We start from the raw sequence: 26,081 nt of genomic DNA, 5'->3' as shown, positions 1-26,081 counted from the left end.
AAATAAGCCCTTAGGGATAAACCTGAGGGCGAATATATTTATCACAACTTTTCGAGCATCAATCCGGCACGTAAACCGCAGGCCACGTTAGGGTTCGGAAAGAGAACATATTCAACATCATGGGTGACGATAAAACGTTCATCTCCGTCCTGCGCCAGCAAGGTGCCTTCTTTAAAGGGGGTAAAGTTTAGCGTCTGGTTATCCATGTGGAGAATGAAATCGTCGCTACGACGCGTGATTTGCGACACCACGCGATAACGCAGCGGGGATATTTCTCTCGTCGGCACCCGCTCACCCCGCAGCAGTTTCTCCAGTGCGTCTGCCGTTTGCGCAAACTGGGTGAGATCGTTTTGCCCGAACGGCAGCGCTTTACCCAGTTCCAACGTACAGGCCAACGCACCAAAATGTTCCCCGCTAAAATGGGTGAACGTGCCGCCAGGCGTCTGATGGAAAACCAGCGCTTCCAGTCCCGCATCTCCCAGCCATTCAAGAAAATCCTCGTCCCAGGCAACGTTGCGTTGTGGCAATACGCCAAAGCGCAGATGCTGTGAACCGCGGATCGCGGTGTGCAGATCCAGATGCCAGCGTGTTGGCTCTTTCGCCCGCGAATAAAAATCTTCCAGACACAGCTCAAGCTCATGGGCTCGGTGCGTTTCTTCACTTGCGGTAAAAATCTGCCACCGACCGCCAAACATACGATTCAGGTCGCTATGACAATACCGTTTTCCCGCAGCCAGCGCCTGCGGGTTTCCCAGAATCACCAGCAGCCGCCATGTCAGTGTCAGCTCGCCGCTAAACAGCCTGGAAAGCAATGAATCGAGTATCTCTACCGGCGCGGTTTCATTGCCATGGATCCCCGCAGACAGCACCAGAGAATGTTCAACGGGTGCAAGCGGCGTCAGTTCCAGAATTCCGTGGCCGATCCACTGCCAGTCAAAACCATGAGTGGCTCCTTGCGTTTTCTCTGGAGTGGCGCCTGCGAGCGTGATCGCCAGAAAGTTATCCATGGCGCATCCCCTCCTGCTGGAAAGGATACACTGAGCCGAGGTTGAGCAATTGCGTCAGCGTATCCAGCGCTTCACGCCCCTCGCGCAACAGCTGTGGGTCGGCAAGGTCGGCAGCGGTAAGACGATCGCGATAGTAACGGTCAACCCAGTTATTCAACGTGTTAAACAGCGTGTCGTTCATGATAACCGCCGGATTCACCGCCTGCTGTTCCTGCGGGGTGAGCACCACTCTCAGGCGCAAGCATGCCGGACCACCGCCGTTGGACATACTTTCACGCAGATCGAATACCCGCAGGTCATCGATCGGATTGTCTTCCTCGAGAAGCCGGTTCAAATACCGCCACACGCCAGCATGCTCCCGACACTCCTGCGGCAGGACCAGCATCATCGAACCGTCACTACGACTCAGCAACTGACTGTTAAACAGATAAGTGGTCACGGCATCCTGCACCGACACTTCCGCTGTCGGGACTTCCAGCGGGGTAAAACCTGCCACCTGACTGCGCAACTGCTCTAACAATGCCTGCTGTCTGACAAACGCCTGCTGATGACAAAACAGCACCTGGCGATTCGATACCGCAATCACATCGTTATGGAACACGCCAAGATCGATAACGTCCGGGTTTTGCTGGGCAAAAATGCGCTGATGTGGGTTGACCTGATTCAGTCGCGCGACCGCTTCGCTGGCCTCACGGGATTGCCTTGCCGGATAGCGCTTCGGTTGGGATGCATTGCCTTCTTCACGACCGTAAACAAACAGCTGTACGCCGGGGTCACCGTAATCTCCACCCAGCCGGTTATGGTTTGCCGCCCCTTCATCACCGAAAAGCGCAACCTGGGGCAACGCGCCGTGGACCGCAAAGCTATTCTCATCACGGAAAATCGCCCGTAACAATGCTTCGGTAGTAGGCGCTTCCAGTGAACGGTGGAACTTATTATTCAGATTCGCCACCGTCAGATGCACTTTCCCGTCCAGCGAGTCTGCCGAAGGGCAAACCGTTGCCGCATTCGCTACCCACATAGGCGATGCGGAGCTGGCACTGGAGAGCCAGTGAGGCGCCTGACGCGACACTTTCTCCAGCACCTGTTCGTCACTGCCGCTAAAACCCAACTGACGCAGAACCGGAATATAAGGCCGCTCGTGGGGCGGGATCACCGCCTGAGGAAATCCCGCATCCGCCAGCGCTTTCATCTTTAGCAGACCTTGCTTTGCCGCCAGACGCGGGTTCGACACCTGAAATCGATGTTTGGTTGAGGCCTCATTACCAAATGACAATCCAGCATAGTGGTGAGTCAGTCCCACCAGACCATCAAAATTTACCTCACGGGCTTTCATAGCTTATCCTCGCGAGAAAAATCCAGTCCGGGGCTAAGCGCCGTTGGCAGCGTTAGGGCCGGGGATTCCAGACTTGCCATCGGCCAGGCGCAATAATCTGCGGCATACCACGCGCTGGCGCGATGGTTCCCGGAAGCGCCTACACCGCCAAACGGTGCGGTACTCGCAGCGCCGGTTAACGGCTTATTCCAGTTGACGATCCCTGCCCGCGCCTCCAACAGTAGCTGTTCAAACTGGCCGCGATCGGGCGAAACTAACCCACATGACAATCCAAAGCGGGTGTTGTTCGCCATACGAATCGCATCATCAAAGCTGTCATAACGCCAGACGCCGAGCAGCGGACCGAAAACCTCTTCATCAGGTACGTTCCCCGCCCCGGTCAGTTCGATGATTCCAGGGGTCAGCAGTGACGTTCCGGCATTTACCAGACGTGGCGCTAACAGCGTACGGCCGCCCAACGACGCCAGACGCTGCCAGGCATCATAGACGTGTTGCGCTGCCTGTTCGGAAATTAGTCCACCCATAAATGGCTGCGGTTGTGCATCCCAGTTGCCGGGCATTAAACGCTGACTAACCTCCACCAGACGCTTCAGGAACGCATCACCCTGCGCGCCTTTTTTTACGAGCAGGCGGCGGGCACAGGTACAGCGCTGTCCGGCGGTGACAAATGCGGACTGAATGGTCAGATGCACTGCGGCATCAATATCTTCCGGATTCTCAATAATCAGCGGGTTGTTGCCCCCCATCTCCAGGGCAAGGATTTTTTCCGGCTGGCCGGATAACTGCTTATGCAGCTGATAACCGGTATTCGCACTGCCGGTAAACAGCAGGCCATCGAGGTCTTCCAGCGCACTCAGCGCCTGTCCCGTTTCACGTCCGCCCTGCACCAGATTCAGCACGCCCGGCGGCAACCCCGCCTGCTCCCACAGTTTTGTTACTGCTTCACCGGTCCACGGCGTCAACTCGCTGGGTTTGAAAATCAACGTATTGCCTGCCAGCAATGCCGGAACAATATGACCATTGGGTAAATGACCGGGGAAGTTATACGGACCAAAAACCGCCAGCACGCCGTGTGGGCGATGGCGCAACGTTGCCGCACCATCCGGTAGTTCGCTGTGCTGCTCACCGGTACGGGCATGATAAGCTTTGACGGAGATGGCGATTTTATTGATCATCGCCGTCAGTTCAGTCGCGGCTTCCCAATGAGGTTTTCCGGTTTCCTTGGCGATAATCTGAGTTAGCTCGGCTTTATTGCTTTCCAGTAATAAAGCAAACTTTTCAACAATAGTCTGGCGTGCGCTGAAAGGCTGTTTAGCCCAACCGGCAAAGGCTGCGCGTGCGGCCTGGCACGCTTGCGTCACCTGCATTGCATCTGCATCATTACCGTGCCACAGCACATCACCGCTTACCGGGTTGGTTTTCACCCGACGCTCGCCCAGCCCCGTCACCCAGTCACCGTTTATCCATAGTGTCATGCTGTTTTCTCCTCTGCACAAAGACGTACAAAACGTACATGGTCGCCCGCGTGGCATTTCAGGGCATCCAGTTGCGCCGCCGTCAGTACCAGACGTTGGGTATCCGGGTCTGCGCGAACCAGCATGACGCGGAAGTTTTGATAGTTTTCATTGGCAACCAGACAGGCCGGATAATCACCGGTTGCTGGCTGACCTTCCGCCACTTCCACCAGCCTGCTTTTACGAATAGCCCGAACCCGGTCGATATCGCATTCCAGCGTTGGCCCACCGTCGAAAATATCGACATAGTTGCGGTAGCGAAATCCCTCTTTCTCCAGCACCGCCCGCGCTGGGGCCGTTTGCGGATGTACCTGACCAATCACGCCTTGCGCTTCATCAGACAGAAAATGGGTATAAATAGGATGCTTGGGCATCAGTTCAGCAATAAAGGCTTTCTGTCCTGTTCCGCAGAGAAAATCCGCCCGGCTGAACTCCATTGAGAAAAATCGTTTGCCGAGGCTTTGCCAGAACGGAGAGTAGCCATGCTCATCGATCACGCCGCGCATCTCGGCCACGACCTTCTCATTGAATCGATCGCGAAAGGCCGCCATAAACATAAAGCGCGATTTGGACAGCAAATAGCCGTTGCCTTCTTTTCGCCAGTCCGGATCGAGAAACAGAGTGCAAAGTTCGCTACTGCCCGTATGATCGTTACTCAGAAACAGCGTCGGCAGCGCGTTGTACACGTTCAGCTCTTTCGACGCGTGCACCAGAGTACCGACCCGGTAGTTGTACCAGGGGTCGTTAAGCCCCACCGCCACCTCGATGGCGCAAATTCCCGCCACGGTTCCGCTGGCGCTGTCTTCAAGCACAAACACATATCCCTGCTCACTTTTTGGCAACTCACCGCGCCAGGTTTGGAGTGAACGTTCGATACGCGCCATCAGCGTAGCTTCATTCGCCGGTAGCGAGGTCAACCCGCCGCCGGTCTTACTGGCAAGCTGCATCAACGCGGTGATATCCGCGCGTTCAATGGGACGAATCACCATCATGATGAACCTCCTGCTTTAATGCGTTCGCAGGCCAGCGCAAAGCGATCCAGTCCGGTGGCGACTTCTTCTTCGCTGACGTTGAGCGCTGGCGCAAAACGCACCACGTTAGCGCCAGCGATCAGTACCATCACCCCGGCAACAGCCGCTTCTTGCGAGATGAGTTTCGCTTTCCCGGCAAATTCCGCGTTCAGCACGCAGCCGATCAGCAGTCCGAGTCCACGAATTTCACTAAACAGTCCAAAACGTTCGTTAATGGCGTTTATACGCTCCACAAACCAGTCGTGGCGCTGTTTTACTCCGTTGAGCACTTCCGGTGTATTCACAATTTCCAGCAATTTACCTGCCACCGCCGTAGCCAGCGGGTTTCCGCCGTACGTTGTACCGTGTGTGCCAACCGTCATCACGCTGGCGCAACGCTCTGTCGCCAGCAGTGCGCCGATGGGGAAACCACCGCCCAGCGCTTTTGCTGTCGTCAGAAGATCCGGCGTCACGCCGTAGCGCATATAGGCATACAGTTCCCCGGTACGGCCAACGCCGGTCTGAACTTCATCAAAAATCAGCAGCGCATTATGGCGATCGCATAACTCACGTAGCCCCTGCAAAAAGGCTTTTGTTGCCGGTACCACACCGCCTTCACCCTGCACAGGCTCCACGATAACCGCACAGGTGGTGTCATCAATCAGTTGGCTGGCAGAATCGAGATCGTTGTATACGGCATGACGGATATCCGGCGGCAGCGGCGCGAAATCCTGTGAATAGGCAGGCTGTCCTCCGGCGCTGACGGTAAACAGCGTGCGGCCATGGAAAGCATTTTTAAACGCTACAATCCCGCTCTTCTGGCTGCCAAAACGATCGTGGGCATATTTACGCGCCAGTTTTAGTGCCGCTTCGTTGGCTTCTGCACCGGAGTTACAGAAGAAAATGCGCTCGGCGAAGGTGGCGTCAATCAGCTTTTTCGCCAGACGCAGTACCGGCTCATTGGTGTAGCCATTTCCCGTATGCCAGAATTTGCTCGCCTGGTCGTTTAATGCCTCGCGCAATGCCGGGTGGGCGTGACCCAGCGCGTTAACCGCAATGCCTCCCGCGAAATCAATATACTCTTTACCCTGCTGATCCCACAGACGTGAACCTTCACCCCGCACCGGAATAAAAGGGGCCGGAGCGTATACGGGCATCATCCATTCATCAAAATTTTCACGCGTAATTGACAGAGACATAGCGACCTCAACGGTAAATAAAAGGTTATTTATATGTTAATAAATATAGTGTTTGCGGTGTAAATGTAGATTGCAGGGTTCGTGCCAGCCAGCGAAAAAAGTGCATAAACGGAGGTCGATGACGTAATATCAACAGGTTACAACGTGGCGATATTCACTGCATGTGCATATAAAGTGAATATGTTTGCGCATCAGGCGACTAAACAGAGGAAAAAACGCAGTTTTATTCAGTCGCCAAATATAATTCTGGAATTGTGATCGTATACGAAATTTTTCGGAAATTATTGCCCCATTCCGACGCGCTTCGCGCCAAAACGGTGCAGTTTTTGCTCCATCGTTAACACCATTAGCAATCATTGTTGGAATCAGGTGACAAGAAGCAGTCAGGCTGCAGAAATTCTGCTACCATCCTTGCACTATTCATCTTGCAAAGTGGCAGCGACTATGAAATTTGTCTCTTTTAATATCAACGGCCTGCGTGCCCGTCCCCATCAACTGGCAGCCATTGTCGAAAAACATCAACCGGATGTTATTGGCTTACAGGAGACAAAAGTCCACGACGATATGTTCCCTCTCGAAGAGGTAGCAAAGCTCGGTTACAACGTCTTTTATCACGGTCAGAAAGGTCATTACGGCGTGGCGCTGTTAACGAAAGAAACGCCAATTGCGGTACGTCGTGGCTTCCCGGGCGATGACGAAGAAGCGCAGCGTCGGATCATCATGGCAGAAATTCCGTCCCCTCTGGGCAGCATCACGGTGATCAACGGCTATTTCCCGCAGGGCGAAAGCCGTGACCATGAAACCAAATTCCCGGCCAAAGCCGCGTTTTATCAGAACCTGCAAAACTATCTGGAGACTGAACTGAAGCGCGACAATCCGGTATTGATTATGGGCGATATGAATATCAGCCCAACCGATCTCGATATCGGCATCGGTGAAGAAAACCGTAAACGCTGGCTGCGTACCGGTAAATGTTCCTTCCTGCCGGAGGAGCGTGAGTGGATGGAACGCCTGCTGGGCTGGGGTCTGGTGGACACTTACCGTCACGCAAATCCTGAAAAGAATGACCAGTTCTCGTGGTTCGACTATCGCTCAAAAGGCTTTGACGATAACCGTGGCCTGCGTATCGACCTGCTGCTGGCGAGCAACCCATTGGCGGAACGCTGCGAAGAAACCGGCATCGACTATGAAATTCGCAGCATGGAAAAACCGTCCGACCATGCGCCTGTATGGGCTAAATTCCGCGTCTGACCTTCTGCGTCTTTTTACTCTCCAGGCCCGGCCTGGAGAGTCTGTTTATTCTGTGCAAAATCAATAAAGTGACGGCAATACATTGTTACGGCCGGGAATTTATTATATCTTCGCGCGCGCTTTTCGCTGACGAAAATGCTCCATTGCACTCGGTTTTACAGGAGAACCCCCATGAAAAAGAAGTTCGCATAAAGCAGAATACCGGCTGCTGATTGTCGCGGTCCTGTTCTGCGTTCTGGCGGGAGTTTTCCATCATTATGGTCTGACCGACCTGATAACCAATTTCCATCATTTACAAGACGTCATCCGCCAAAGCGGTATGTTCGGCTATACGCTTTATATCCTGCTGTTTATTGTTGCTGCGCTGTGTCTGATCCCAGGCAGCATCCTGGTGATCGTCGGCGGTGTGCTGTTTAGCCCCGTGGCTGGGACGCTTATCTCGTTAGTGGCAGCAACCGTGGCCTCGGCGCTGTCGTTTTTGCTGGCTCGCTGGCTTGGACGGGATCTACTACTGAAATACGTTGGGCACACGGCGACGTTTCAGGCTATCGAAAAAGGCATTGCCCATAGCGGAGTAGACTTTCTAATCCTGACCCGGCTCGTGCCGCTGTTCCCCTATAATATTCAAAATTACGCCTATGGGCTGACGGCCATTCCGTTCTGGTCATTTACCGTAATATCGGCACTTACCACCTTACCCGGCATCTTTATCTATACGCTGATGTCGCATGAACTCGCCAGCGAAGGCATTACCCTGGTATTCATCGGTAAGCTCAGCGTGGCAGGGCTGGCGTTATTCGCCCTCGTTCAGGCAGCCAAAGCCTGGGCCCGATATAAGCATATCGATCCGTCAGCCAACCATGAGTGTACGGGTAAATGATAAAACGGAATAAAGCGCGGCTGACTCGCTATTACCGGGCGGGTTTGATTGCTCTGCTACTGCTCGCGCTAATGGCATGGGCATGGATACCTGGCGTGAGTGATTTTCTCCACGGCAGCCTGGCAGCATTTACCACACTTGATCAGCATGCTCTTGAGAACTTTATTCGTTCTTATGGAACCCAGGCGGCAGTGGTGTCGTTCTTCCTGATGATCTTACAGGCCATCGTTGCACCGCTTCCTGCGTTTGTGATCACGTTTGCCAATGCCTCGCTGTTTGGCGCATTTTGGGGCGGCGTACTATCCTGGAGCAGCGCAATGGCAGGTGCGGCGCTGTGCTTTTTTATTGCCCGCATTTTAGGTCGCGATGCGGTAGAAAAGCTGACCGGAAAAACGGTGCTGAACAATATGGACGCTTTTTTCGAGCGCTATGGTAAGCACACTATTCTGGTCTGCCGCCTGTTACCTTTTGTGCCGTTCGACCCGGTAAGCTACGCGGCTGGCCTGACCTCAATTCGTTTTCGCCATTTTTTCATCGCCACCGGCATCGGACAGTTACCCGCCACTATCGTCTACTCATGGGCGGGAAGCCTGTTAACTGGCGGCACATTTTGGTTTGTGACGGGTCTGTTTGTCCTGTTTGCCCTAAGCGTGGTGATATCGGTGGCAAGAAGCCTTTATCTTGAGCGCCAACGGAAAAAAAACTGAGACCTTCCCCTATTTTTAGCCATGGAGATATTATGCGTTACTGCTTATTGTGTCTGAGTTTGTTGCTCTGCCCGCTGGCGACGTTTGCCCAGGACGCCAGCTGGCAACAAATCAAAAATGACGCCCGTGGTCAAACGGTGTGGTTCAACGCCTGGGGTGGCGACAATGCAGTTAACCAGTATCTCGACTGGGTTAGCGGCGAGATGAAAACGCACTACGACATTAACCTGAAAATCGTGCGCCTGGCAGACGCCGCCGATGCCGTAAAACGCATCCAGACGGAAGCGGCATCCGGGCGAAAAACCGGCGGCTCTGTCGATTTACTGTGGGTTAACGGCGAAAACTTCCGTACGCTAAAAGAAGCCGGGCTGCTGCAAACCCAGTGGGCACAATCGCTGCCTAACTGGCGCTATGTTGATACACAAAAACCGGTGACCGAAGATTTCTCCGTTCCAACAGAGGGGGCTGAATCACCGTGGGGCGGTGCCCAACTCACCTTTATTGCCCGGCGCGATCTTACCGCGCAGCCGCCGCAATCTCCGCAGGCACTGTTTAAATTCGCGCAGGCGCACCCTGGCACGGTGACCTATCCACGCCCGCCAGACTTTACCGGAACGGCTTTTCTTGAGCAGTTGCTAATTTCGCTCACCACCAAACCACAGGCATTGAAAGTTGCGCCAGATGCAGCGACATTCGCCGAAGTTACCGCGCCATTGTGGCAGTATCTTGATACCTTGCATCCTGTACTTTGGCGTGAAGGCAAAGATTTTCCTCCCACGCCAGCACGAATGGATGCACTGCTCAATAGCGGCACCCTGCGTTTATCATTGACCTTTAACCCTGCCCACGCGCAGCAAAAAGTGGCTAGCGGCGAATTGCCTAAAAGCAGCTACAGTTTTGGTTTCTCACAGGGCATGCTCGGCAACGTGCACTTTGTTGCCATTCCGGCGAATGCCCACGCCAGTGCCGGAGCAAAAGTCGTGGCAAACTTCCTGCTTTCTCCTGAAGCACAACTGCGCAAAGCTGACCCGGCTGTCTGGGGAGATCCTTCGGTGCTTGATCCACAAAAATTGCCTGACGAACAGCGTGATGCGCTGCTGGCGCGGATCCCACAGGGGCTCCCTGCCGTGTTGCCAGAACCGCATGCAGCCTGGGTAAACGCTCTGGAACAAGAATGGCTACGCCGCTACGGTACGCATTAATTCTGCTACTCTGGGCCATCATGGCGGCAGTTTATCTGCCGTTGGCGCCAGCGGCATGGTCACTGATAACACCGGCGCTTAGTACCACACACTGGCTGGCGCTCTTTGCCGATCCTCAACTTCCGCAGGCGTTACTGGCAACGCTGGTTTCCGTCGGCCTCGCGGCTGGGGGCGCGCTGACCATCGCGCTGCTGGCGATCCTCGCCTTGTGGCCCGGCACTGGCTGGGTACGTCTGTATACGCGTCTTCCGTGGCTGCTGGCAATTCCGCACGTTGCCTTCGCCACCAGCGTGCTGTTGGTTTTTGCTGAAGGCGGCATACTTTGGCAATGGCTCCCGTTCCTCAGCCCACAGCCGGACCGCTACGGCATTGGACTTGGCGTAACGCTGGCGGTGAAAGAGAGCGCTTTTTTGTTATGGATTCTCTCGGCCCTGCTGAGTGAAAAACAACTTTCTCAGCAGGTTATCGTATTGGATTCGCTGGGTTACAGCCGACTGCAATGCCTGAACTGGCTGGTTCTGCCCGCTATCGGCCCGGCATTAGGTAAAGCTATGCTGGCGATTGTTGCCTGGTCACTCTCCGTTGTTGATGTGGCAATCGTTCTTGGCCCCGGCAATCCGCCAACGCTTGCCGTATTGAGCTGGCAGTGGCTCAGTCAGGGCGACGTCGAACAGCAGGCGAAAGGCGCACTTGCCAGTCTGTTGCTGGTGCTGTTGCTCCTTGTTATCGCGCTGGTGGGTTATCTGCTCTGGCGTGCCTGGCGACATACTATTCCGGCAGTAAACGGTGAACGCCAGCATTTTTCATCTATGACAATCGCACGCCCGCTGGTACAGATTTTGCCCGTCAGCGGTGTGGTATGCGCGCTGGTACTGGCGCTTATCGCCAGCTATTCCTCGCTAAACAGCGAGGCGCTCAGCAACAGCCTGCAACTGGGGCTCCTTTCCAGCGTGCTGGCGCTTCTGATACTTTTTGCCTGGCTGGAATGGGGTCCACAAACTGGACACCGCTGGGTCTGGCTACCGCTCATTTTGCCTGCGCTACCGCTGGTAACCGGACAATATCTGCTGGCGTTATATGCCGAACAAGATGGACTGATGACTACCATTATCTGGGGCCACCTGCTGTGGGTGATGCCCTGGATGCTATTTGTGCTTAAACCGGCGTGGCAGCGCATTGACCCACGATTAATTTTGATTGCGCAAACCCTGGGCTGGACGCGGGGGCGGATATTCTGGCTGGTGAAATGCCCGCAGCTGGCGCGCCCGGCGTTGATTGCCTGCGCGGTTGGCTTCTCGGTCAGTATCGCCCAGTATATGCCAACGCTGTGGCTAGGTGCCGGACGCTATCCCACATTAACCACCGAAGCGGTGGCATTAAGCAGCGGCGGTAGCAGTGCGATTCTGGCAACACAGGCGTTGTGGCAGCTGCTTTTACCACTGCTCGTTTTCGCACTTGCAGCCTTTCTCACCGCGTGGATTGGCCGCTTTCGACAAGGACTCCGCTAATGCTTACTGTACGAGGCGCTTCGTTGTACCAGGGCGTGAAAGCGCTGGTGAAAGACGTTAATTTTCAGGTTAACAAAAGTGACATCGTCACTATTATGGGACCTTCCGGCAGCGGGAAATCTTCGCTGTTTTCATGGATGATCGGGGCGTTGTCTCCCCAGTTCCAGGCCTCAGGCGAACTGTGGCTTAATGAACGACGCATCGATACGTTACCTACCGCGCAGCGCCAGATTGGCATTTTGTTCCAGGATGCGCTGCTGTTTGACCATTTCAGCGTTGGGCAGAATTTACTGCTGGCCTTACCCGCCAGCCTGCAAGGTCCCGCCAGACGCCATGAGATTGAATGCGCTCTCGCGCGCGCTGACCTGGCAGGTTTTTATTCGCGCGATCCGGCATCACTCTCCGGCGGACAACGCTCACGTGTCGCCCTGCTCCGCGCACTACTGGCGCAGCCCCAGGCGCTGTTACTTGATGAACCCTTTAGCAGGCTGGACGCGTCGCTACGCGATAACTTTCGCCAATGGGTCTTCACCGAGGTGCGTAAATTGGGGATCCCGGTGGTACAGGTGACCCATGACGCGCAGGACGTACCGCCTGCAGGCCGCGTATTTCAGATGGAAAACTGGGCGTGAATGTGGCGATATGCTGCGTTAACGCAAGGTTTTTACGTAACTGGCGGCACAGAATGTCGTCTTCTTTTTTTCAACGTCGGGCTATTCGATGAAACGTGTTTCTCAAATGACCGCGCTGGCACTGGCTTTAGGGCTCGCTTGCGCTTCTTCCTGGGCTGCTGAAACAGCACAGACGCTCACCCTCAACCAGTTACAGCAAAAACAAGGCGCGGCGATCGATACCCGTCAGAGCGCTTTTTACAACGGCTGGCCACAATCGCTCAATGGTCCTTCAGGACACGAACCTTCCGCACTGAACCTGTCTGCCGCCTGGCTCGACAAGATGAATGATGAACAACTCAGCGCCTGGGTTAAGTCACATCAACTTAAGACCGACGCTCCGGTGGCGCTGTATGGTAGCGATAACGACATGCAGGCCGTTAAATCCCGTCTGCAAAAAGTTGGCTTTAACCAGATTTCAACCCTCAGCGATGCGCTGACAGACCCTGCCCGTCTGCAACGTCTGCCGCACTTCGAACAGTTGGTTTACCCACAGTGGCTGCACGATCTTCAGCAGGGTAAAGACGTGACTGCCAAACCGGCGGGTGACTGGAAAGTGATTGAAGCCGCCTGGGGCGCGCCGAAGTTGTATCTGCTCAGCCACATCCCCGGCGCGGGCTACATTGATACCAATGAAGTTGAAAGCGAACCGCTGTGGAATAAAGTTTCCGACGAGCAGCTTAAAGCGATGCTGGCGAAACACGGTATCCGCCACGATACCACGGTAATTTTATACGGCCGCGATGTCTATGCCGCCGCTCGCGTGGCGCAAATTATGCTGTACGCAGGCGTGAAAGACGTTCGTCTGCTCGACGGCGGTTGGCAAACCTGGTCCGACTCAGGTTTACCGGTCGAACGCGGCACTCCGCCAACGGTGAAACCAGAGCCTGATTTCGGCGTGAAAATCCCTGCCCAGCCGCAGCTTATGCTGGATATGGAACAGGCTCGCGGTCTGCTGCATCGCCAGGATGCGTCTTTGGTGAGCATTCGTTCATGGCCGGAATTTGTCGGTACCACCAGCGGTTACAGCTACATTAAGCCAAAAGGTGAGATCGCAGGCGCGCGTTGGGGCCACGCGGGCAGCGACTCCACCCACATGGAAGATTTCCATAACCCGGATGGCACCATGCGCAGCGCGGATGACATCGCCGCCATGTGGAAGCAATGGAATATCCTGCCGAATCAACAGGTCTCTTTCTATTGCGGTACCGGCTGGCGTGCTTCAGAAACGTTTATGTATGCCCGCGCAATGGGCTGGAAAAACGTCTCTGTTTACGATGGTGGCTGGTACGAGTGGAGCAGCAATCCGAAAAACCCGGTCGCCAGCGGTGAACGGGGTCCGGACTCCAGCGGTGAACGGGGTCCGGACTCCAGCAAGTAAGACTGGCATTATTGCCGGATGCGGCGAGAACGCTTTACCCAGCCTGGATATATCATCGTTGTAGGCCGGATAAGCGAAGCGCATCCGGCAACGCATTACCTTACGCCTGACGCTGAACGGTTTTCAGCGTCAGATATCCGCTCCAGATCCGGGTGAACGTTGTCATCCAGCACAACGCGCCAAAGACCCACGCCAGCACGGCAAAATAGTCCGGGAACAGACACCCCAACACAAACAGCAAAATTGTCTCAGTTCCTTCGGTCAGCCCGCCCAGATAATAAAACGATTTATGCGCGTAACCGGGGTTATCAATCTGATGTTTCGCTGCCAGTGCGGCGAAAGCCAGAAAGCTGCTACCGGTGCCAATAAACGCGAACAACAGCCAACTGCCTGCCAGCGCATTCTGTGCCGGAGCGGCAAGAATAAAACCAAACGGCACAAGGGCGTAAAATAAAAAATCGAGCGAGATATCGAGAAATCCCCCCGCGTCGGAGAGCCCTCTGCGCCGTGCCAGCGCCCCATCCAGTCCGTCAAACAACCGATTGAGCACAATGGCCACCAGCGCCGCCAGATACCAGCCTAACGCCAGAAATGGCAACGCCAGCACGCCAATGGCAAATCCGACCAGCGTAAGTCCGTCCGGGGTAATCGCCGGTTTATCAATAATACCTACGCACCGATGCAACAGCGGTTTTAATCGTGGATGAAGATGGCGGTCAAGCATGCGGGCGTCCTTTAAAACTGTCGCACAGTCCCTGCGAGGGAATATCGAGAGCGGCATTAAAACGCGCCGAGAGATTTTGAAACGCAATCAGCGCGGTCATTTCCGTAATGGCATCATCGGTAAAATGCTGCTTCATCTGCACTTTCAGCGCATCGTCAACCTGTGGAGGCGTTGCGGTAACCGCATCGGCATAGGCCAGCGCTACGCGTTCTTCAGCGCTAAACAGCGTCGAATCTTGCCAGGTAGCAACCTGCATGACTTTATCCAGCGCGCCACAGCGTTCTGCCAGCCGTAAACTATTCGCATCAATACAGAAAGCGCAGTGGCAGACCTGAGAAACGCGGGTCATCAACAGCGCGCGCATCACCGGCGTTAAGCGCGCCTTTTTACGCTCCAGAAACCCGACAAACAGCGCCACCAGCCAGAACAGAAACGGCATCCGCCCCCACCAGCGCGTGGGATGCAGCACATCGCCATAATGTTTTTTCTGCGTGGCAACGAGCGGTTTTAAACTGGAAGGGATACGCGTTAACGGCTTTACCCACGACTGAGGTTCGTTCAACGGTGGCTCCTGAATACTTTAGATAAAACAAAGATAACGATAGTATGTCATTTTCTGCTGTTAGATCTTGATGAATATGATGAAAACCCTCGACGTGGTCGCCGCTATCATTGAACGTGATGGCAAAATTTTACTGGCTCAGCGTCCGCTGCATGCGGATCAGTCAGGCATGTGGGAGTTTGCCGGGGGTAAGGTTGAGCCGGGCGAAAGTCAGCCCGAGGCGCTGATCCGTGAATTGCGTGAAGAATTGGGCATTGAGGCGGTCGTGGGGCGCTACATTGCCAGTCATCAACGCGAGGTTTCAGGCCGATTGATTCACCTACACGCCTGGCATGTACCGTCTTTTCAGGGGGAATTGAGAGCGTTTGAACATCAGGATATCGTCTGGTGCTCACCCGAAGAGGCGCTGCGTTATCCGCTGGCACCCGCCGATATCCCGTTGTTAGAGGCGTTTATCCTTTTACACGCCGCCAGACCAGCGGATTCGTGCTGATCGTTTTATCATCGCGCTGGCACTGCAACAGAACGCCATCGGCTTTAATCACCGCCCCTTCTGAGTAGTTTTGATCCTGATAAATACAGCACTGGCTACAGGGCTGTGCCCGCTGACCGCTGGAACTGAACACTTCCGGCGGTACATTCACCTGCACATCAGGGCGATAAAGCTGATTTGCCAGCGTCGCGCTGGACACCAGTACCAACGCTCCTGCCATGATTAAACGGCGCATTGTCTTTCCTTTTTAACTGACATTTATGCTCAGTATAACGGTATAAATCGGCAGAAACTTTAGTCCCTTCCATCATCGCTTTTGGTTATGACCCACGGCGCAATATTAATTTACTTAGCGGGGTTAATTTTTTCTTGCGTCACGTCACACTGCTGATGGTATAGTCAAAAACTGCACAACACATAACATAAATATCAAAAATATAACCATATCAATACATAAGAGGTTCTTATATCTATGGATCAGACATGTTCTCTGGAGTCATTTCTCAACCATGTGCAAAAGCGCGACCCGAATCAAACCGAGTTCGCGCAAGCCGTTCGTGAGGTAATGACGACGCTGTGGCCCTTTCTTGAGCAGAACCCGCGTTATCGTCAGATGTCGTTGCTGGAACGTCTGGTTGAACCGGAGCGCGTGATCCAGTTCCGCGTAGTTTGGCTGGACGATCGCAATCAGGTGCAGGTCAACCGCGCGTGGCGCGTACAGTTTAGCTCTGCCATTGGCCCGTACAAAGGCGGTATGCGTTTCCACCCTTCCGTGAACCTGTCGATCCTGAAATTCCTGGGTTTCGAGCAGACCTTTAAGAACGCCCTCACCACGCTGCCAATGGGCGGTGGTAAAGGCGGGAGCGATTTCGATCCGAAAGGTAAAAGCGAAGGCGAAATCATGCGTTTCTGCCAGGCACTGATGACCGAACTGTTCCGCCATTTAGGTCCTGATACCGACGTCCCGGCGGGCGATATCGGCGTGGGTGGTCGTGAAGTCGGCTTTATGGCCGGGATGATGAAAAAATTGTCCAACAACAGCGCCTGCGTCTTTACCGGTAAAGGTCTCTCTTTTGGCGGCAGCCTGATCCGCCCGGAAGCCACCGGCTACGGTCTGGTGTACTTCACCGAAGCAATGCTCAAACGCCATGGTCTGGGCTTTGAAGGCATGCGCGTGGCGGTTTCTGGCTCCGGCAACGTGGCGCAATTCGCCATTGAGAAAGCCATGGAGTTTGGCGCGCGAGTAGTTACCGCCTCCGATTCCAGCGGTACCGTGGTCGACGAAAGCGGATTTACTAAAGAAAAGCTGGCGCGTCTGTGCGCGATCAAAGACAGCCGTGACGGTCGCGTGGCGGATTACGCCCGTGAGTTTGGCCTGACCTATCTGGAAGGCAAACAGCCGTGGTCGGTTCCGGTCGATATCGCCCTGCCGTGCGCCACTCAGAATGAACTGGATGTCGGTGCAGCGCGCGTACTGATCGCCAACGGCGTGAAAGCTGTCGCCGAAGGGGCAAACATGCCGACCACTATCGAGGCCACCGATCTGTTCCTCGAAGCGGGCGTACTGTTCGCACCGGGTAAAGCCGCCAACGCCGGTGGCGTAGCGACATCCGGTCTGGAAATGGCGCAAAACGCCGCTCGTCTGGGCTGGAAAGCGGAGAAAGTGGATGCGCGCCTGCACCACATCATGCTGGATATTCACCATGCCTGCGTTGAATACGGCGGCGAAAGCAAGCAGACCAACTACGTACGTGGCGCCAACATCGCGGGCTTCGTGAAGGTTGCCGACGCGATGCTGGGTCAGGGCGTGATTTAATATTGTCTCTGCAGGCCAGTAGGCCGGATTAGGCACGGGTGCCGCATCCGGCTAAGCCTGATGCGCTATGCTTATCAGGCCTACAAACTTACAGACCCGCCTCTTCAGATGGCGGGCTTTTTTTCGCCGGACGTTTACGCGGCGCGCTTTTTTTCTTATCGCTACCACTACCGCCAGGTGCAGCAATTCCACGAAAGCGTCGTACCGGTGTGCTGCGCGCCTGATCGATAAGCTGATACAGCGTTCCCACCAGCGGCTGCATGAAATCCTGATAGCGACACTGCTTTTCGCTGATTTGGGTCAGGATAGATTCCCAGTGCGCTGTCATGTCCGGGCGCGTCGCCATTTCTGGCAGCGAGTGGAACAGCGCTTTTCCCGCGTCAGTCGAATGGATATAACGTCCTTTTTTCACCAGGAACCCGCGCTTAAACAGCAGCTCGATAATTCCGGCGCGCGTCGCTTCCGTACCTAAACCATCCGTTGCGCGCAGGATCTTTTTCAGATCTTTATCCTGCACGAATCGCGCAATCCCGGTCATCGCTGACAGCAGAGTTGCATCAGTAAAGTGCCGCGGGGGCTGGGTCTGACGTTCAACTACTTCGCCTTTTTCGCACAGCAGTTCGTCATCTTTTGCCACCACCGGCAGCGGCGTCCCGTCATTATCTTCGTCGCGCTCTTTGTTGCCGAGCAGCGTGCGCCATCCGGCTTCCGCCAGAAAACGGGCTTTAGCGACAAACTTGCCTTTGGCGATGTCCAGCTCAATAACGCACTTCCTGAATACCGCATCTGCGCAAAATTGCATCAGATACTGACGGGCAATCAGGTTGTAAATTTTCGCTTCGTTGTCATTCAGGTTGATGGACGAACTGCGCGCGGTAGGAATGATGGCGTGGTGCGCATCCACTTTTTTGTCGTCCCAACAGCGATTTCGCGTATCGGGATTGACCGCCGGCTGCGGGAGCAGATCCGGCGCATGGACGCTAATCGCGTTCAGTACCGCGTGACGTCCGGCAAAGTGTTCTTCCGGCAGATAACGGCTATCCGAACGCGGATAGGTAATCAACTTATGGGTTTCATACAGCTTCTGGCAGATATCCAGAACGTTTTGCGCACTTAAACCGAAGCGCTTCGCCGCTTCAATCTGCAACGCCGACAGCGAGAACGGCAACGGCGCGGATTCTGATTCCCGTTTATCGTTATAGCTGGTGACTATCGCCGGTTGACCGTTAATGCGGTTCACCACGTGTTCAGCCAGCGTGCGGTTCAGCAAGCGCCCTTCTTCATCCTGATACGGCTCACACGCTTCGCTCGGCTGCCAGATAGCGGTAAACCGCTCATCGGCGGGCGTTACGATATGCGCTTTCACTTCGAAGAAGTCTTTGGCGACGAAGTTCTCTATCTCTTCATCGCGACGCACAACCAGCCCAAGCACCGGCGTTTGTACGCGCCCGACCGAAAGTACGCCCTGATAGCCCGCGTTACGTCCAAGAATGGTGTAAGCGCGCGTCATATTGATACCGTACAACCAGTCCGCACGCGCTCGCGCCAGTGCCGACACGCACAGCGGGATAAACTCACTGTTGGCGCGCAACCGCTCAATAGCCCGCTCAACGGCCTGCGGGTTGAGGTCGTTAATCAGGCAACGCTGCACCTTCTGGCGCTTTTCAGGTGCCAGTTGCAGGTAATCCAGCACTTCATCTACCAGCAGTTGCCCTTCACGATCGGGGTCACCGGCGTGAATAACTTCGCTGGCTTCATGCAAAAAGCGCTTAATGACGTTGAGCTGTTTGGTCACCGAGGGACGCGGTTGCAGTTGCCACTTTTCAGGGACAATCGGCAGATCGACCAGACTCCAGCGAGCATAACGACTGTCGTAGGCATCCGGCTGCGCCTGTTCAAGCAGGTGACCAATACACCAGGTCACCACTTGTCCATTTCCGCATTCAATAAAACCATCGCCTTTGCGATGCGGCTTCGGCAGCACATCGGCGATAGCACGCGCCAGACTTGGTTTTTCGGCAATAAACAACCGCATCGAGTTAACGAATCTCAACCATGGCGCGACCGCCACGAGCTTCCACTAACTCACCAATGGCGGTGAGATCGATACCGAACTGCGCCGCTGCCGCTTTCACTTCGGCTTCAGCTTCCGGCGTTACCGCCAGCAGTAGACCACCTGAAGTTTGCGGATCGCACAGCAGATCGCGTACCGATAGCGGCATTTCACCCATCAGGTGTCCGTAGCTGGCAAAGTTACGTTGGGTACCACCCGGCACCGCGCCCTGCGCGATGTATTCTTCAACGCCAGGCAGCTTAGGAATATCCTGGTAGACGATCTGTGCCTGAACGCCTGCGCCCTGGCACATCTCACTCAGATGCCCCAGCAGACCAAAACCGGTAACATCGGTCATGGCTTTCACGCCGTCAATATCGGCGAATGCCGCACCGGCAATGTTCATCCGGCACATCACTTCTGTCGCCAGTCCTTTGTGTTCTTCCTTCAGCAGTGATTTTTTCTCTGCAGTTGTCAGAACGCCAATACCCAGAGGCTTGGTCAGGAACAACTTACACCCTGCCTCAGCGGTGCTGTTTTTCTTCACGCGTTCGGTCGGCACAACGCCGGTTACCGCAAGGCCAAAGATAGGCTCTGGGGCATCGATAGAGTGGCCGCCCGCCAGCGCAATACCCGCCTGACGGCAGGCAAAGCGTCCGCCTTCGGTGACTTCGCGGGCGATTTCCGGTGCCAGCTTATCCAGCGGCCAGCCCAGAATAGCAATTGCCATAATCGGTTTGCCGCCCATGGCGAAAATATCGCTGATGGCGTTAGTCGCGGCGATGCGTCCAAAATCAAACGGATTATCGACAATCGGCATAAAGAAATCGGTGGTGCTGATAACGCTGGTGCCGTTTCCCAGATCGTATACGGCCGCGTCGTCGCGGGTTTCATTACCCACCAGTAAGTTCGGATCAACAAACTTCGCCTGCTCGCTGTGCAGGATGGTTTCCAGCACTTTTGGGGAAATTTTACAACCGCAACCGGCTCCGTGGCTGTATTGCGTTAAACGAATAGCTTGCTCGCTCATGGACATCTCCTGTCATTGCAATCCGGATATGGTAGCGCTCATTCCTTGATGTGGTAAGAGTGACTGTCTGAATTAGGGTGTCTTTGCTCAGAATCCAGACAGTTTTGCCGTTGATATCAGAAATAACGGACGAATGCGCTCGGATCGGCAAGGTTAATCGTCGTGGATGCTTTTAGCTGCGGTGTGCCCAGATAGAGAAAACCGACGATTTTATCTTGCGGGCGACAGTCGAATGCTTCGCGAACGACCGCACTTTCGGTTAATGCACCACTGCGCCAGATACCGCCAAAGCCCTGGGCAATTGCGGCCATCTGCATAGCCATTACCGCACAACCGGCAGACATTTCTTGTTCCCACAGAGGAACCTTGTCGTTTTCTTCACATTTCGCCACCACGGTAATAATCAGCGGTGCGCGAAACGGTGCGCTGCGCGCTTTTTCCTGGGCTTTCTCGTCACTGCCTGCGGCAATCGCCCCTTTTTCAAGCACCGCGCTAAAACGCTCACGCCCTTCGCCCTCAATGACAAAGAATTGCCACGGTTGCAGCGTTTTGTGGTCTGGCGCGCGCATTCCCGCACGCAGAATGTTTTGCAGCTGCTCTCCTGTCGGGGCTGGCTCGACGAGACGAGAGGCGCTACGACGGGTAATCAGTAATTCGAGTGCATCCATTTGCTTAACTCCAACAATGAGATTTGTTCACAAAATTAACACGTGAGCGGATTTTGTTACAGCACAGGCGGTGATTCCTGCTGACAAGTGCCTGTCGGGTCATTACGATAGCCTCATCTTATCGCCTTTCTCCGGAATTTCGGGGTGGCGTGTTGTTAATCGGTAGGGAGAATACATGCGAACCCTGTGGCGATTTATTGCCGGATTTTTTAAATGGACATGGCGATTACTGAATTTCGTCCGTGAATTTGTGCTTAACCTGTTCTTCATCTTCTTGGTGCTGGTGGGCGTGGGCATCTGGATGCAGGTCAGCAGCAGCAATACCAGTGAACACGCTGAGCGAGGCGCACTGCTGCTGGATATCTCGGGGGTGATTGTCGATAAGCCTTCGAGCACCAGTCGCTTAAGCGTTATTGGTCGTCAGCTGTTTGGCGCCAGTTCCGATCGTCTGCAGGAAAACTCCCTGTTCGATATCGTGAATACTATTCGCCAGGCAAAAGATGATCGCAACATCACCGGCATTGTGATGGATCTGAAAAATTTTGCCGGGGCCGACCAGCCTTCCATGCAGTATATCGGTAAAGCGCTGCGGGAATTCCGCGACAGCGGCAAACCGGTCTTTGCCGTGGGCGATAACTTCAGCCAGGGGCAGTACTACCTCGCCAGTTTCGCCAATAAAATTTATCTCTCTCCGCAGGGTTCCGTTGATCTGCACGGCTTTGCCACCAACGGTTTGTACTACAAGTCCCTGCTCGACAAGCTGAAAGTTTCCACACACGTGTTCCGTGTCGGGACTTATAAGTCTGCCGTAGAACCGTTCATTCGTGATGATATGTCTCCTGCCGCGCGCGAGGCCGACAGCCGCTGGATCGGCGAGCTGTGGCAGAACTATCTCGACACGGTCGCTGCCAACCGCCAGATCCCTGCTCAGCAGGTGTTCCCGGGCGCACAGGCCATGCTGGACGGTTTGACAAAAGTCGATGGTGATACCGCGAAATATGCGCTCGACAACAAACTGGTGGATGCACTGGCCTCCAGCGCCGAAGTCGAAAAAATGCTGACCAAACAGTTTGGCTGGAGCAAAGCGGATAAAAATTATCGCGCCGTCAGCTATTACGATTACTCGCTGAAAACGCCAGCGGATACTGGGGACAGCATTGGCGTCGTCTTCGCGAATGGCGCAATTATGGACGGTGAAGAAACCCCTGGGAATGTGGGCGGTGACACGACTGCCGCGCAGATCCGCGAAGCGCGTCTTGATCCGAAAGTGAAAGCAATTGTCCTGCGCGTGAACAGCCCTGGCGGCAGCGTCAGCGCTTCCGAAGTCATTCGCGCTGAGCTGGCTGCGGCAAAAGCGGCAGGCAAGCCGGTTGTCGTGTCCATGGGCGGCATGGCGGCATCCGGCGGGTACTGGATCTCCACCCCAGCAAGCTACATTGTGGCGAACCCCAGCACGCTGACCGGTTCAATCGGGATCTTTGGCGTGATCAACACTGTGGAAAACAGTCTGGATTCCATTGGGGTACACACCGACGGCGTGGCGACATCCCCACTGGCGGATATCTCCATCACCAAAGCGTTACCACCTGAAGTGCAGCAAATGATGCAACTGAGCATCGAGAACGGCTATAAGCGCTTTATCACGCTGGTCGCCGATGCGCGTAAGACAACGCCTGAGCAGATTGACAAAATCGCGCAGGGCCACGTCTGGACCGGCCAGGATGCGAAAGCCAACGGTCTGGTAGACAGTCTGGGTGATTTTGATGACGCCGTGGCGAAAGCGGTTGAGCTGGCCAAACTGAAGCAATGGCACATTGAGTATTATCAGGACGAACCGACATTCGTTGATATGGTGATGGACAGCATGTCCGGTTCCGTTCGTGCCATGCTGCCTGAAGCGATCCAGGCGATGCTCCCGGCGCCGCTCGCTTCTGCGGCGAGTACGGTTAAAGCGGAGAGCGATAAGCTGGCCGCGTTTAACGATCCGCAAAACCGCTATGCGTTTTGCCTGACCTGCGCCAACGTTCGCTAATCTGCCAATGCTGCCCCAAGTCGGGGCAGCATTTTTTTACACATTCTGATGTCGCGTACTGCGACAATCTCCAGGCGTACAGCCAAACTCCCGACTAAACAAACGAATAAAGTGCGCACAGTCGCTAAATCCCAGACGCAGCGCAATCTCCGTGACGCTCTCTCCAGAATTCATCAGCAGCCAGTGGGCATAACGCAAACGCGCACGTCGGATAAACTCTCCCGGCGACTGGGCGAATTCGGCGTTAAACAACCGGGTAAGCTGTCGCGGACTCAGGTTGACTTCAGCGGCCAGCCAGCGGGTCGATATGGGCTTTACCAGCCCTTGCTCAATTAAAAAGACCGCTTTGCGTAACCGACTGTCGCTCACGTGGGTAAAACCTATCGCTCTGGAGACCGCCACTGACGTGCTGTCTATGCGGTTGGGGACGGACATCTGGAAGATGGCTTTTGTCGCCCTGTCGGGGCCACAGTGGCGGCGAATAAGCTCTGTTGCCAGCCCTATCGTCGAAATGCCACCCGGACATGTCAGAATCCCTTTTTCCTCATGAAAATCGACCCCGCTACGGGCAGCCAGCTGAGGAAATTGCGTTTTAAAATCATTCAGATGCCAGGGGTGGATCGCCGCCGTCAGCCCATTGAGGAAACCTTCTTGCGCCAGAACAAAGCTCCCCGTGCAGATACCTACCAGCGGAATGTTGAGTTGATGTGCAAGATGCAGGTAACGTCGCGCAGCCCGATCGGCTTTCGCCATACTGCGCAGCAAGCCGCCAATCACCACCACATAATCAAATTGTTCCGGTGCGACGAATGCGCTATCCGGTATCATCGCCATTCCTGAACTGCTGAGAACAGGTCGGTCTGGTGTAGCGCTCATCAGACGCCAGGAGCAGCGAATTTTCTGGCTATCATCTCCCATATCCGCCGCATGACGTAACGCATCGGTTAACCCCGCCAGCGCCAGCAGAGGAAATTCCGGCCACAGAAGAATGCCGACATTCAACTGTGGTCTGTGCGGTGTCTCTGTCTGACTCGCATCGATAGCCGTAATGATGTCTCCATCCGTCCACTCGCATGGCTGAAAAATTCTCAGGTCTTTCTTCACTTCAGGCTCCATGCGTATTGTCATTACGACGAAACATGATAACGGCAATCGCTATATCCAAAAAGCAAGGCTGCTACTGTAGGGCCGAGGGTGCAAAACCACACTGAACAAACGGGACAAGGCACTGAACATAAATGACATATTGATCGGATGGCAGGTATGCGTCATTTGCACTGTATTTTTTCGGGGGGAACTTTATACTGCGCCTGTTTATGCACAACTTAACCTGTGACGCCCATGCAAAAGAAATCGATTTACGTTGCCTATACCGGCGGTACCATTGGTATGCAGCGCTCAGAACAGGGTTATATTCCTGTTTCCGGTCATCTCCAGCGTCAGCTGGCACTGATGCCTGAATTCCACCGCCCAGAGATGCCAGACTTCACCATCCACGAATACGTCCCGCTGATGGATTCCTCAGACATGACGCCAGAAGACTGGCAGCATATTGCTGAAGACATTAAAGCGCACTACGACGATTACGATGGTTTTGTCATTCTGCACGGCACTGACACCATGGCGTTTACGGCTTCGGCGCTCTCATTTATGCTGGAGAATCTGGGCAAGCCAGTCATTGTGACAGGGTCACAAATCCCATTAGCAGAGCTACGTTCTGACGGACAAATCAATTTGCTGAATGCGTTGTACGTTGCAGCAAATTATCCGTTCAATGAAGTGACCCTGTTTTTCAACAACCGACTGTTTCGCGGTAACCGGACCACTAAAGCGCATGCTGATGGTTTTGACGCGTTTGCCTCACCCAACCTTGCACCACTGCTGGAAGCCGGGATCCACATTCGTCGGCTGGGAACACCGCCCGCACCTCACGGCACCGGTGAGTTGATTGTCCATCCTATCACTCCACAACCGATTGGCGTGGTCACCATTTATCCAGGGATCTCCGCTGATGTAGTACGCAACTTCCTGCGCCAGCCGGTAAAAGCATTAATTTTGCGCTCCTACGGCGTGGGCAATGCGCCGCAGAATAAAGAGTTCCTGAAAGAACTTGAAGATGCGAGCTCGCGTGGCATTGTGGTGGTGAACCTTACGCAGTGTATGTCCGGCAAGGTGAACATGGGGGGCTACGCGACAGGGAATGCGCTGGCGCATGCTGGCGTGATTGGCGGCGCGGATATGACCGTCGAAGCCACTCTCACCAAACTGCACTATTTGCTGAGTCAGGGACTGGATACGCAGACAATTCGTGAAGCAATGACGCAAAATCTGCGTGGTGAGCTCACGCCTGACGATTAAAGGAGTCTATGCCCATGGCCCGAGCCTTACTGTTGGTCGATTTACAAAACGACTTTTGTGCCGGTGGTGCCCTCGCGGTCCCACAAGGTGACAGCACGATCGATATCGCCAACCGCCTGATTGACTGGTGTGCCATACGCGGCGACACGGTCGTTGCCAGTCTGGACTGGCACCCGGAGAATCACGGTAGTTTTGCCAGCCAGCATCAGGTCGAGCCCTACAGCCAGGGACAACTCGATGGCCTGGCGCAGACGTTCTGGCCCGATCATTGCGTACAAAACAGCGAAGGTGCTGCCCTGCATCCGCTGCTGAACCAGCGTGCGATAACTCAAACGTTCACTAAAGGTGAGAACCCGCTGGTCGACAGCTACAGTGCTTTTTTTGATAACGGTCGTCGTCAGGCAACCGCGCTGAATGCATGGCTACTCGAACACCGCATTGCCGAGCTCATCATCATGGGTCTGGCTACCGACTATTGCGTTAAATTCACCGTTCTGGATGCGCTCGATCTTGGCTACACCGTCAGCGTTATAACCGACGGCTGCCGTGGCGTTAATATTCACCCCCAGGACAGTGCAAACGCCTTTATGGAAATGGCTGCTGCGGGCGCAACGCTGTATACGTTGGACGACTGGCTGGAAACCCAGCGCTAATGCTTTAAAACGTTATATCCGGTCGA

24 protein-coding genes are annotated in these 26,081 nt (G+C 54.6%); 12 read left to right on the top strand and 12 right to left on the bottom strand.

What is annotated here, in order from left to right; genetic code table 11:
* Positions 1–41: 41 nt before the first annotated feature.
* The 5 genes from astE to astC are packed head-to-tail and all read right to left on the bottom strand — an operon-like array spanning position 42 to position 6,066.
* Positions 42–1,007, bottom strand: coding sequence for a succinylglutamate desuccinylase (gene astE / locus C2U43_RS10590; RefSeq protein ID WP_103285094.1), 966 nt, complete (start codon positions 1,005–1,007; stop codon positions 42–44).
* Complete coding sequence (gene astB / locus C2U43_RS10585; RefSeq protein WP_103285093.1) at positions 1,000–2,343, bottom strand: N-succinylarginine dihydrolase; 1,344 nt, start codon at positions 2,341–2,343, stop codon at positions 1,000–1,002. Before astB ends, astE begins: the two co-directional genes overlap by 8 nt.
* Positions 2,340–3,818, bottom strand: a complete 1,479-nt coding sequence (astD, locus tag C2U43_RS10580) for a succinylglutamate-semialdehyde dehydrogenase (RefSeq protein ID WP_103285092.1) — start codon at positions 3,816–3,818, stop codon at positions 2,340–2,342. Before astD ends, astB begins: the two co-directional genes overlap by 4 nt.
* A complete protein-coding gene (gene astA, locus C2U43_RS10575; RefSeq protein WP_048214344.1) occupies positions 3,815–4,849 on the bottom strand; it encodes an arginine N-succinyltransferase in 1,035 nt (344 codons plus the stop codon). Before astA ends, astD begins: the two co-directional genes overlap by 4 nt.
* The gene (gene astC, locus C2U43_RS10570; RefSeq protein ID WP_103285091.1) at positions 4,846–6,066 is read right to left on the bottom strand and encodes a succinylornithine/acetylornithine transaminase; all 1,221 of its coding nucleotides are present in this window, start codon (positions 6,064–6,066) and stop codon (positions 4,846–4,848) included. The genes astA and astC overlap by 4 nt, the downstream gene beginning before the upstream one ends.
* 444 nt (positions 6,067–6,510) lie before the next feature.
* Here astC and xthA point away from each other — a divergent pair, with 444 nt between their 5' ends.
* From xthA to C2U43_RS10520, 7 genes are all read left to right on the top strand, one after another.
* A complete protein-coding gene (xthA, locus tag C2U43_RS10555) occupies positions 6,511–7,317 on the top strand; it encodes an exodeoxyribonuclease III (RefSeq protein ID WP_003030642.1) in 807 nt (268 codons plus the stop codon).
* Between the two features lie 223 nt (positions 7,318–7,540).
* Entirely contained in the window at positions 7,541–8,197 is a 657-nt protein-coding gene (locus C2U43_RS10545; protein WP_182315605.1) for a TVP38/TMEM64 family protein, read from the top strand.
* Positions 8,194–8,904, top strand: coding sequence for a TVP38/TMEM64 family protein (locus tag C2U43_RS10540; protein ID WP_048235517.1), 711 nt, complete (start codon positions 8,194–8,196; stop codon positions 8,902–8,904). Before C2U43_RS10545 ends, C2U43_RS10540 begins: the two co-directional genes overlap by 4 nt.
* 32 nt (positions 8,905–8,936) lie before the next feature.
* Positions 8,937–10,106 (top strand): ABC transporter substrate-binding protein, encoded by a 1,170-nt coding sequence (locus C2U43_RS10535; protein WP_103285089.1) that lies wholly within the window; start codon positions 8,937–8,939, stop codon positions 10,104–10,106.
* On the top strand, positions 10,079–11,614 hold the full coding sequence (locus C2U43_RS10530) for a thiamine ABC transporter permease (RefSeq protein WP_103285088.1): 1,536 nt from the start codon (positions 10,079–10,081) through the stop codon (positions 11,612–11,614). Before C2U43_RS10535 ends, C2U43_RS10530 begins: the two co-directional genes overlap by 28 nt.
* A complete protein-coding gene (locus tag C2U43_RS10525; RefSeq protein ID WP_032943130.1) occupies positions 11,614–12,246 on the top strand; it encodes an ATP-binding cassette domain-containing protein in 633 nt (210 codons plus the stop codon). The genes C2U43_RS10530 and C2U43_RS10525 overlap by 1 nt, the downstream gene beginning before the upstream one ends.
* Positions 12,247–12,334: 88 nt before the next feature.
* Positions 12,335–13,666 (top strand): sulfurtransferase, encoded by a 1,332-nt coding sequence (locus tag C2U43_RS10520; protein WP_103285087.1) that lies wholly within the window; start codon positions 12,335–12,337, stop codon positions 13,664–13,666.
* A 100-nt stretch (positions 13,667–13,766) separates the two neighbouring features.
* Here the strand turns inward: C2U43_RS10520 and C2U43_RS10515 are convergent, their stop codons facing one another.
* Together C2U43_RS10515 and C2U43_RS10510 are read right to left on the bottom strand one after the other, a co-directional pair.
* A complete protein-coding gene (locus tag C2U43_RS10515; protein ID WP_008784544.1) occupies positions 13,767–14,390 on the bottom strand; it encodes a CDP-alcohol phosphatidyltransferase family protein in 624 nt (207 codons plus the stop codon).
* A complete protein-coding gene (locus tag C2U43_RS10510; protein ID WP_032943126.1) occupies positions 14,383–14,952 on the bottom strand; it encodes a carboxymuconolactone decarboxylase family protein in 570 nt (189 codons plus the stop codon). Before C2U43_RS10510 ends, C2U43_RS10515 begins: the two co-directional genes overlap by 8 nt.
* Positions 14,953–15,031: 79 nt before the next feature.
* On the opposite strand from C2U43_RS10510, the gene C2U43_RS10505 reads away from it, so the two are divergent.
* Positions 15,032–15,445 carry a pyrimidine (deoxy)nucleoside triphosphate diphosphatase gene (locus C2U43_RS10505; RefSeq protein WP_103285981.1) on the top strand — a complete coding sequence of 138 codons (414 nt, stop codon included), beginning with the start codon at positions 15,032–15,034 and terminating at the stop codon, positions 15,443–15,445.
* On the opposite strand, the gene C2U43_RS10500 is transcribed toward C2U43_RS10505, so the two are convergent.
* A complete protein-coding gene (locus C2U43_RS10500; RefSeq protein WP_170974251.1) occupies positions 15,405–15,665 on the bottom strand; it encodes a YnjH family protein in 261 nt (86 codons plus the stop codon). The genes C2U43_RS10505 and C2U43_RS10500 overlap by 41 nt on opposite strands.
* A 252-nt stretch (positions 15,666–15,917) precedes the next feature.
* Between C2U43_RS10500 and gdhA the strand changes: the two genes are divergently transcribed.
* Positions 15,918–17,261 carry an NADP-specific glutamate dehydrogenase gene (gene gdhA, locus C2U43_RS10495; RefSeq protein ID WP_103285086.1) on the top strand — a complete coding sequence of 448 codons (1,344 nt, stop codon included), beginning with the start codon at positions 15,918–15,920 and terminating at the stop codon, positions 17,259–17,261.
* Positions 17,262–17,349: 88 nt separating this feature from the next.
* On the opposite strand, the gene topB is transcribed toward gdhA, so the two are convergent.
* The 3 genes from topB to C2U43_RS10475 form a co-directional block, all read right to left on the bottom strand.
* Complete coding sequence (gene topB, locus C2U43_RS10490) at positions 17,350–19,296, bottom strand: DNA topoisomerase III (RefSeq protein WP_032934436.1); 1,947 nt, start codon at positions 19,294–19,296, stop codon at positions 17,350–17,352.
* 4 nt (positions 19,297–19,300) lie between these two features.
* Entirely contained in the window at positions 19,301–20,344 is a 1,044-nt protein-coding gene (selD, locus tag C2U43_RS10485) for a selenide, water dikinase SelD (protein ID WP_103285085.1), read from the bottom strand.
* Positions 20,345–20,460: 116 nt separating this feature from the next.
* Positions 20,461–21,012: an NAD(P)H nitroreductase gene (locus tag C2U43_RS10475; RefSeq protein WP_008784540.1), complete on the bottom strand. Its 552-nt coding sequence runs from the start codon at positions 21,010–21,012 to the stop codon at positions 20,461–20,463.
* Between the two features lie 175 nt (positions 21,013–21,187).
* Between C2U43_RS10475 and sppA the strand changes: the two genes are divergently transcribed.
* A complete protein-coding gene (sppA, locus tag C2U43_RS10465; protein ID WP_103285083.1) occupies positions 21,188–23,044 on the top strand; it encodes a signal peptide peptidase SppA in 1,857 nt (618 codons plus the stop codon).
* Between the two features lie 36 nt (positions 23,045–23,080).
* Here the strand turns inward: sppA and C2U43_RS10460 are convergent, their stop codons facing one another.
* Positions 23,081–24,148, bottom strand: a complete 1,068-nt coding sequence (locus C2U43_RS10460; RefSeq protein ID WP_103285980.1) for a GlxA family transcriptional regulator — start codon at positions 24,146–24,148, stop codon at positions 23,081–23,083.
* 237 nt (positions 24,149–24,385) lie between these two features.
* Here C2U43_RS10460 and ansA point away from each other — a divergent pair, with 237 nt between their 5' ends.
* Together ansA and pncA are read left to right on the top strand one after the other, a co-directional pair.
* Entirely contained in the window at positions 24,386–25,402 is a 1,017-nt protein-coding gene (ansA, locus tag C2U43_RS10455) for an asparaginase (RefSeq protein ID WP_103285082.1), read from the top strand.
* A 14-nt stretch (positions 25,403–25,416) separates the two neighbouring features.
* The gene (gene pncA, locus C2U43_RS10450) at positions 25,417–26,055 is read left to right on the top strand and encodes a bifunctional nicotinamidase/pyrazinamidase (RefSeq protein WP_442861429.1); all 639 of its coding nucleotides are present in this window, start codon (positions 25,417–25,419) and stop codon (positions 26,053–26,055) included.
* The last annotated feature ends 26 nt before the right edge of the window (positions 26,056–26,081 follow it).

The organism is Citrobacter freundii complex sp. CFNIH9 (assembly GCF_002903305.1).
In the GTDB taxonomy this organism is placed as follows: domain Bacteria; phylum Pseudomonadota; class Gammaproteobacteria; order Enterobacterales; family Enterobacteriaceae; genus Citrobacter; species Citrobacter portucalensis.
Note: the sequence above shows the minus strand (reverse complement) of the source record. Positions and strands in the feature narration are given on the sequence as shown.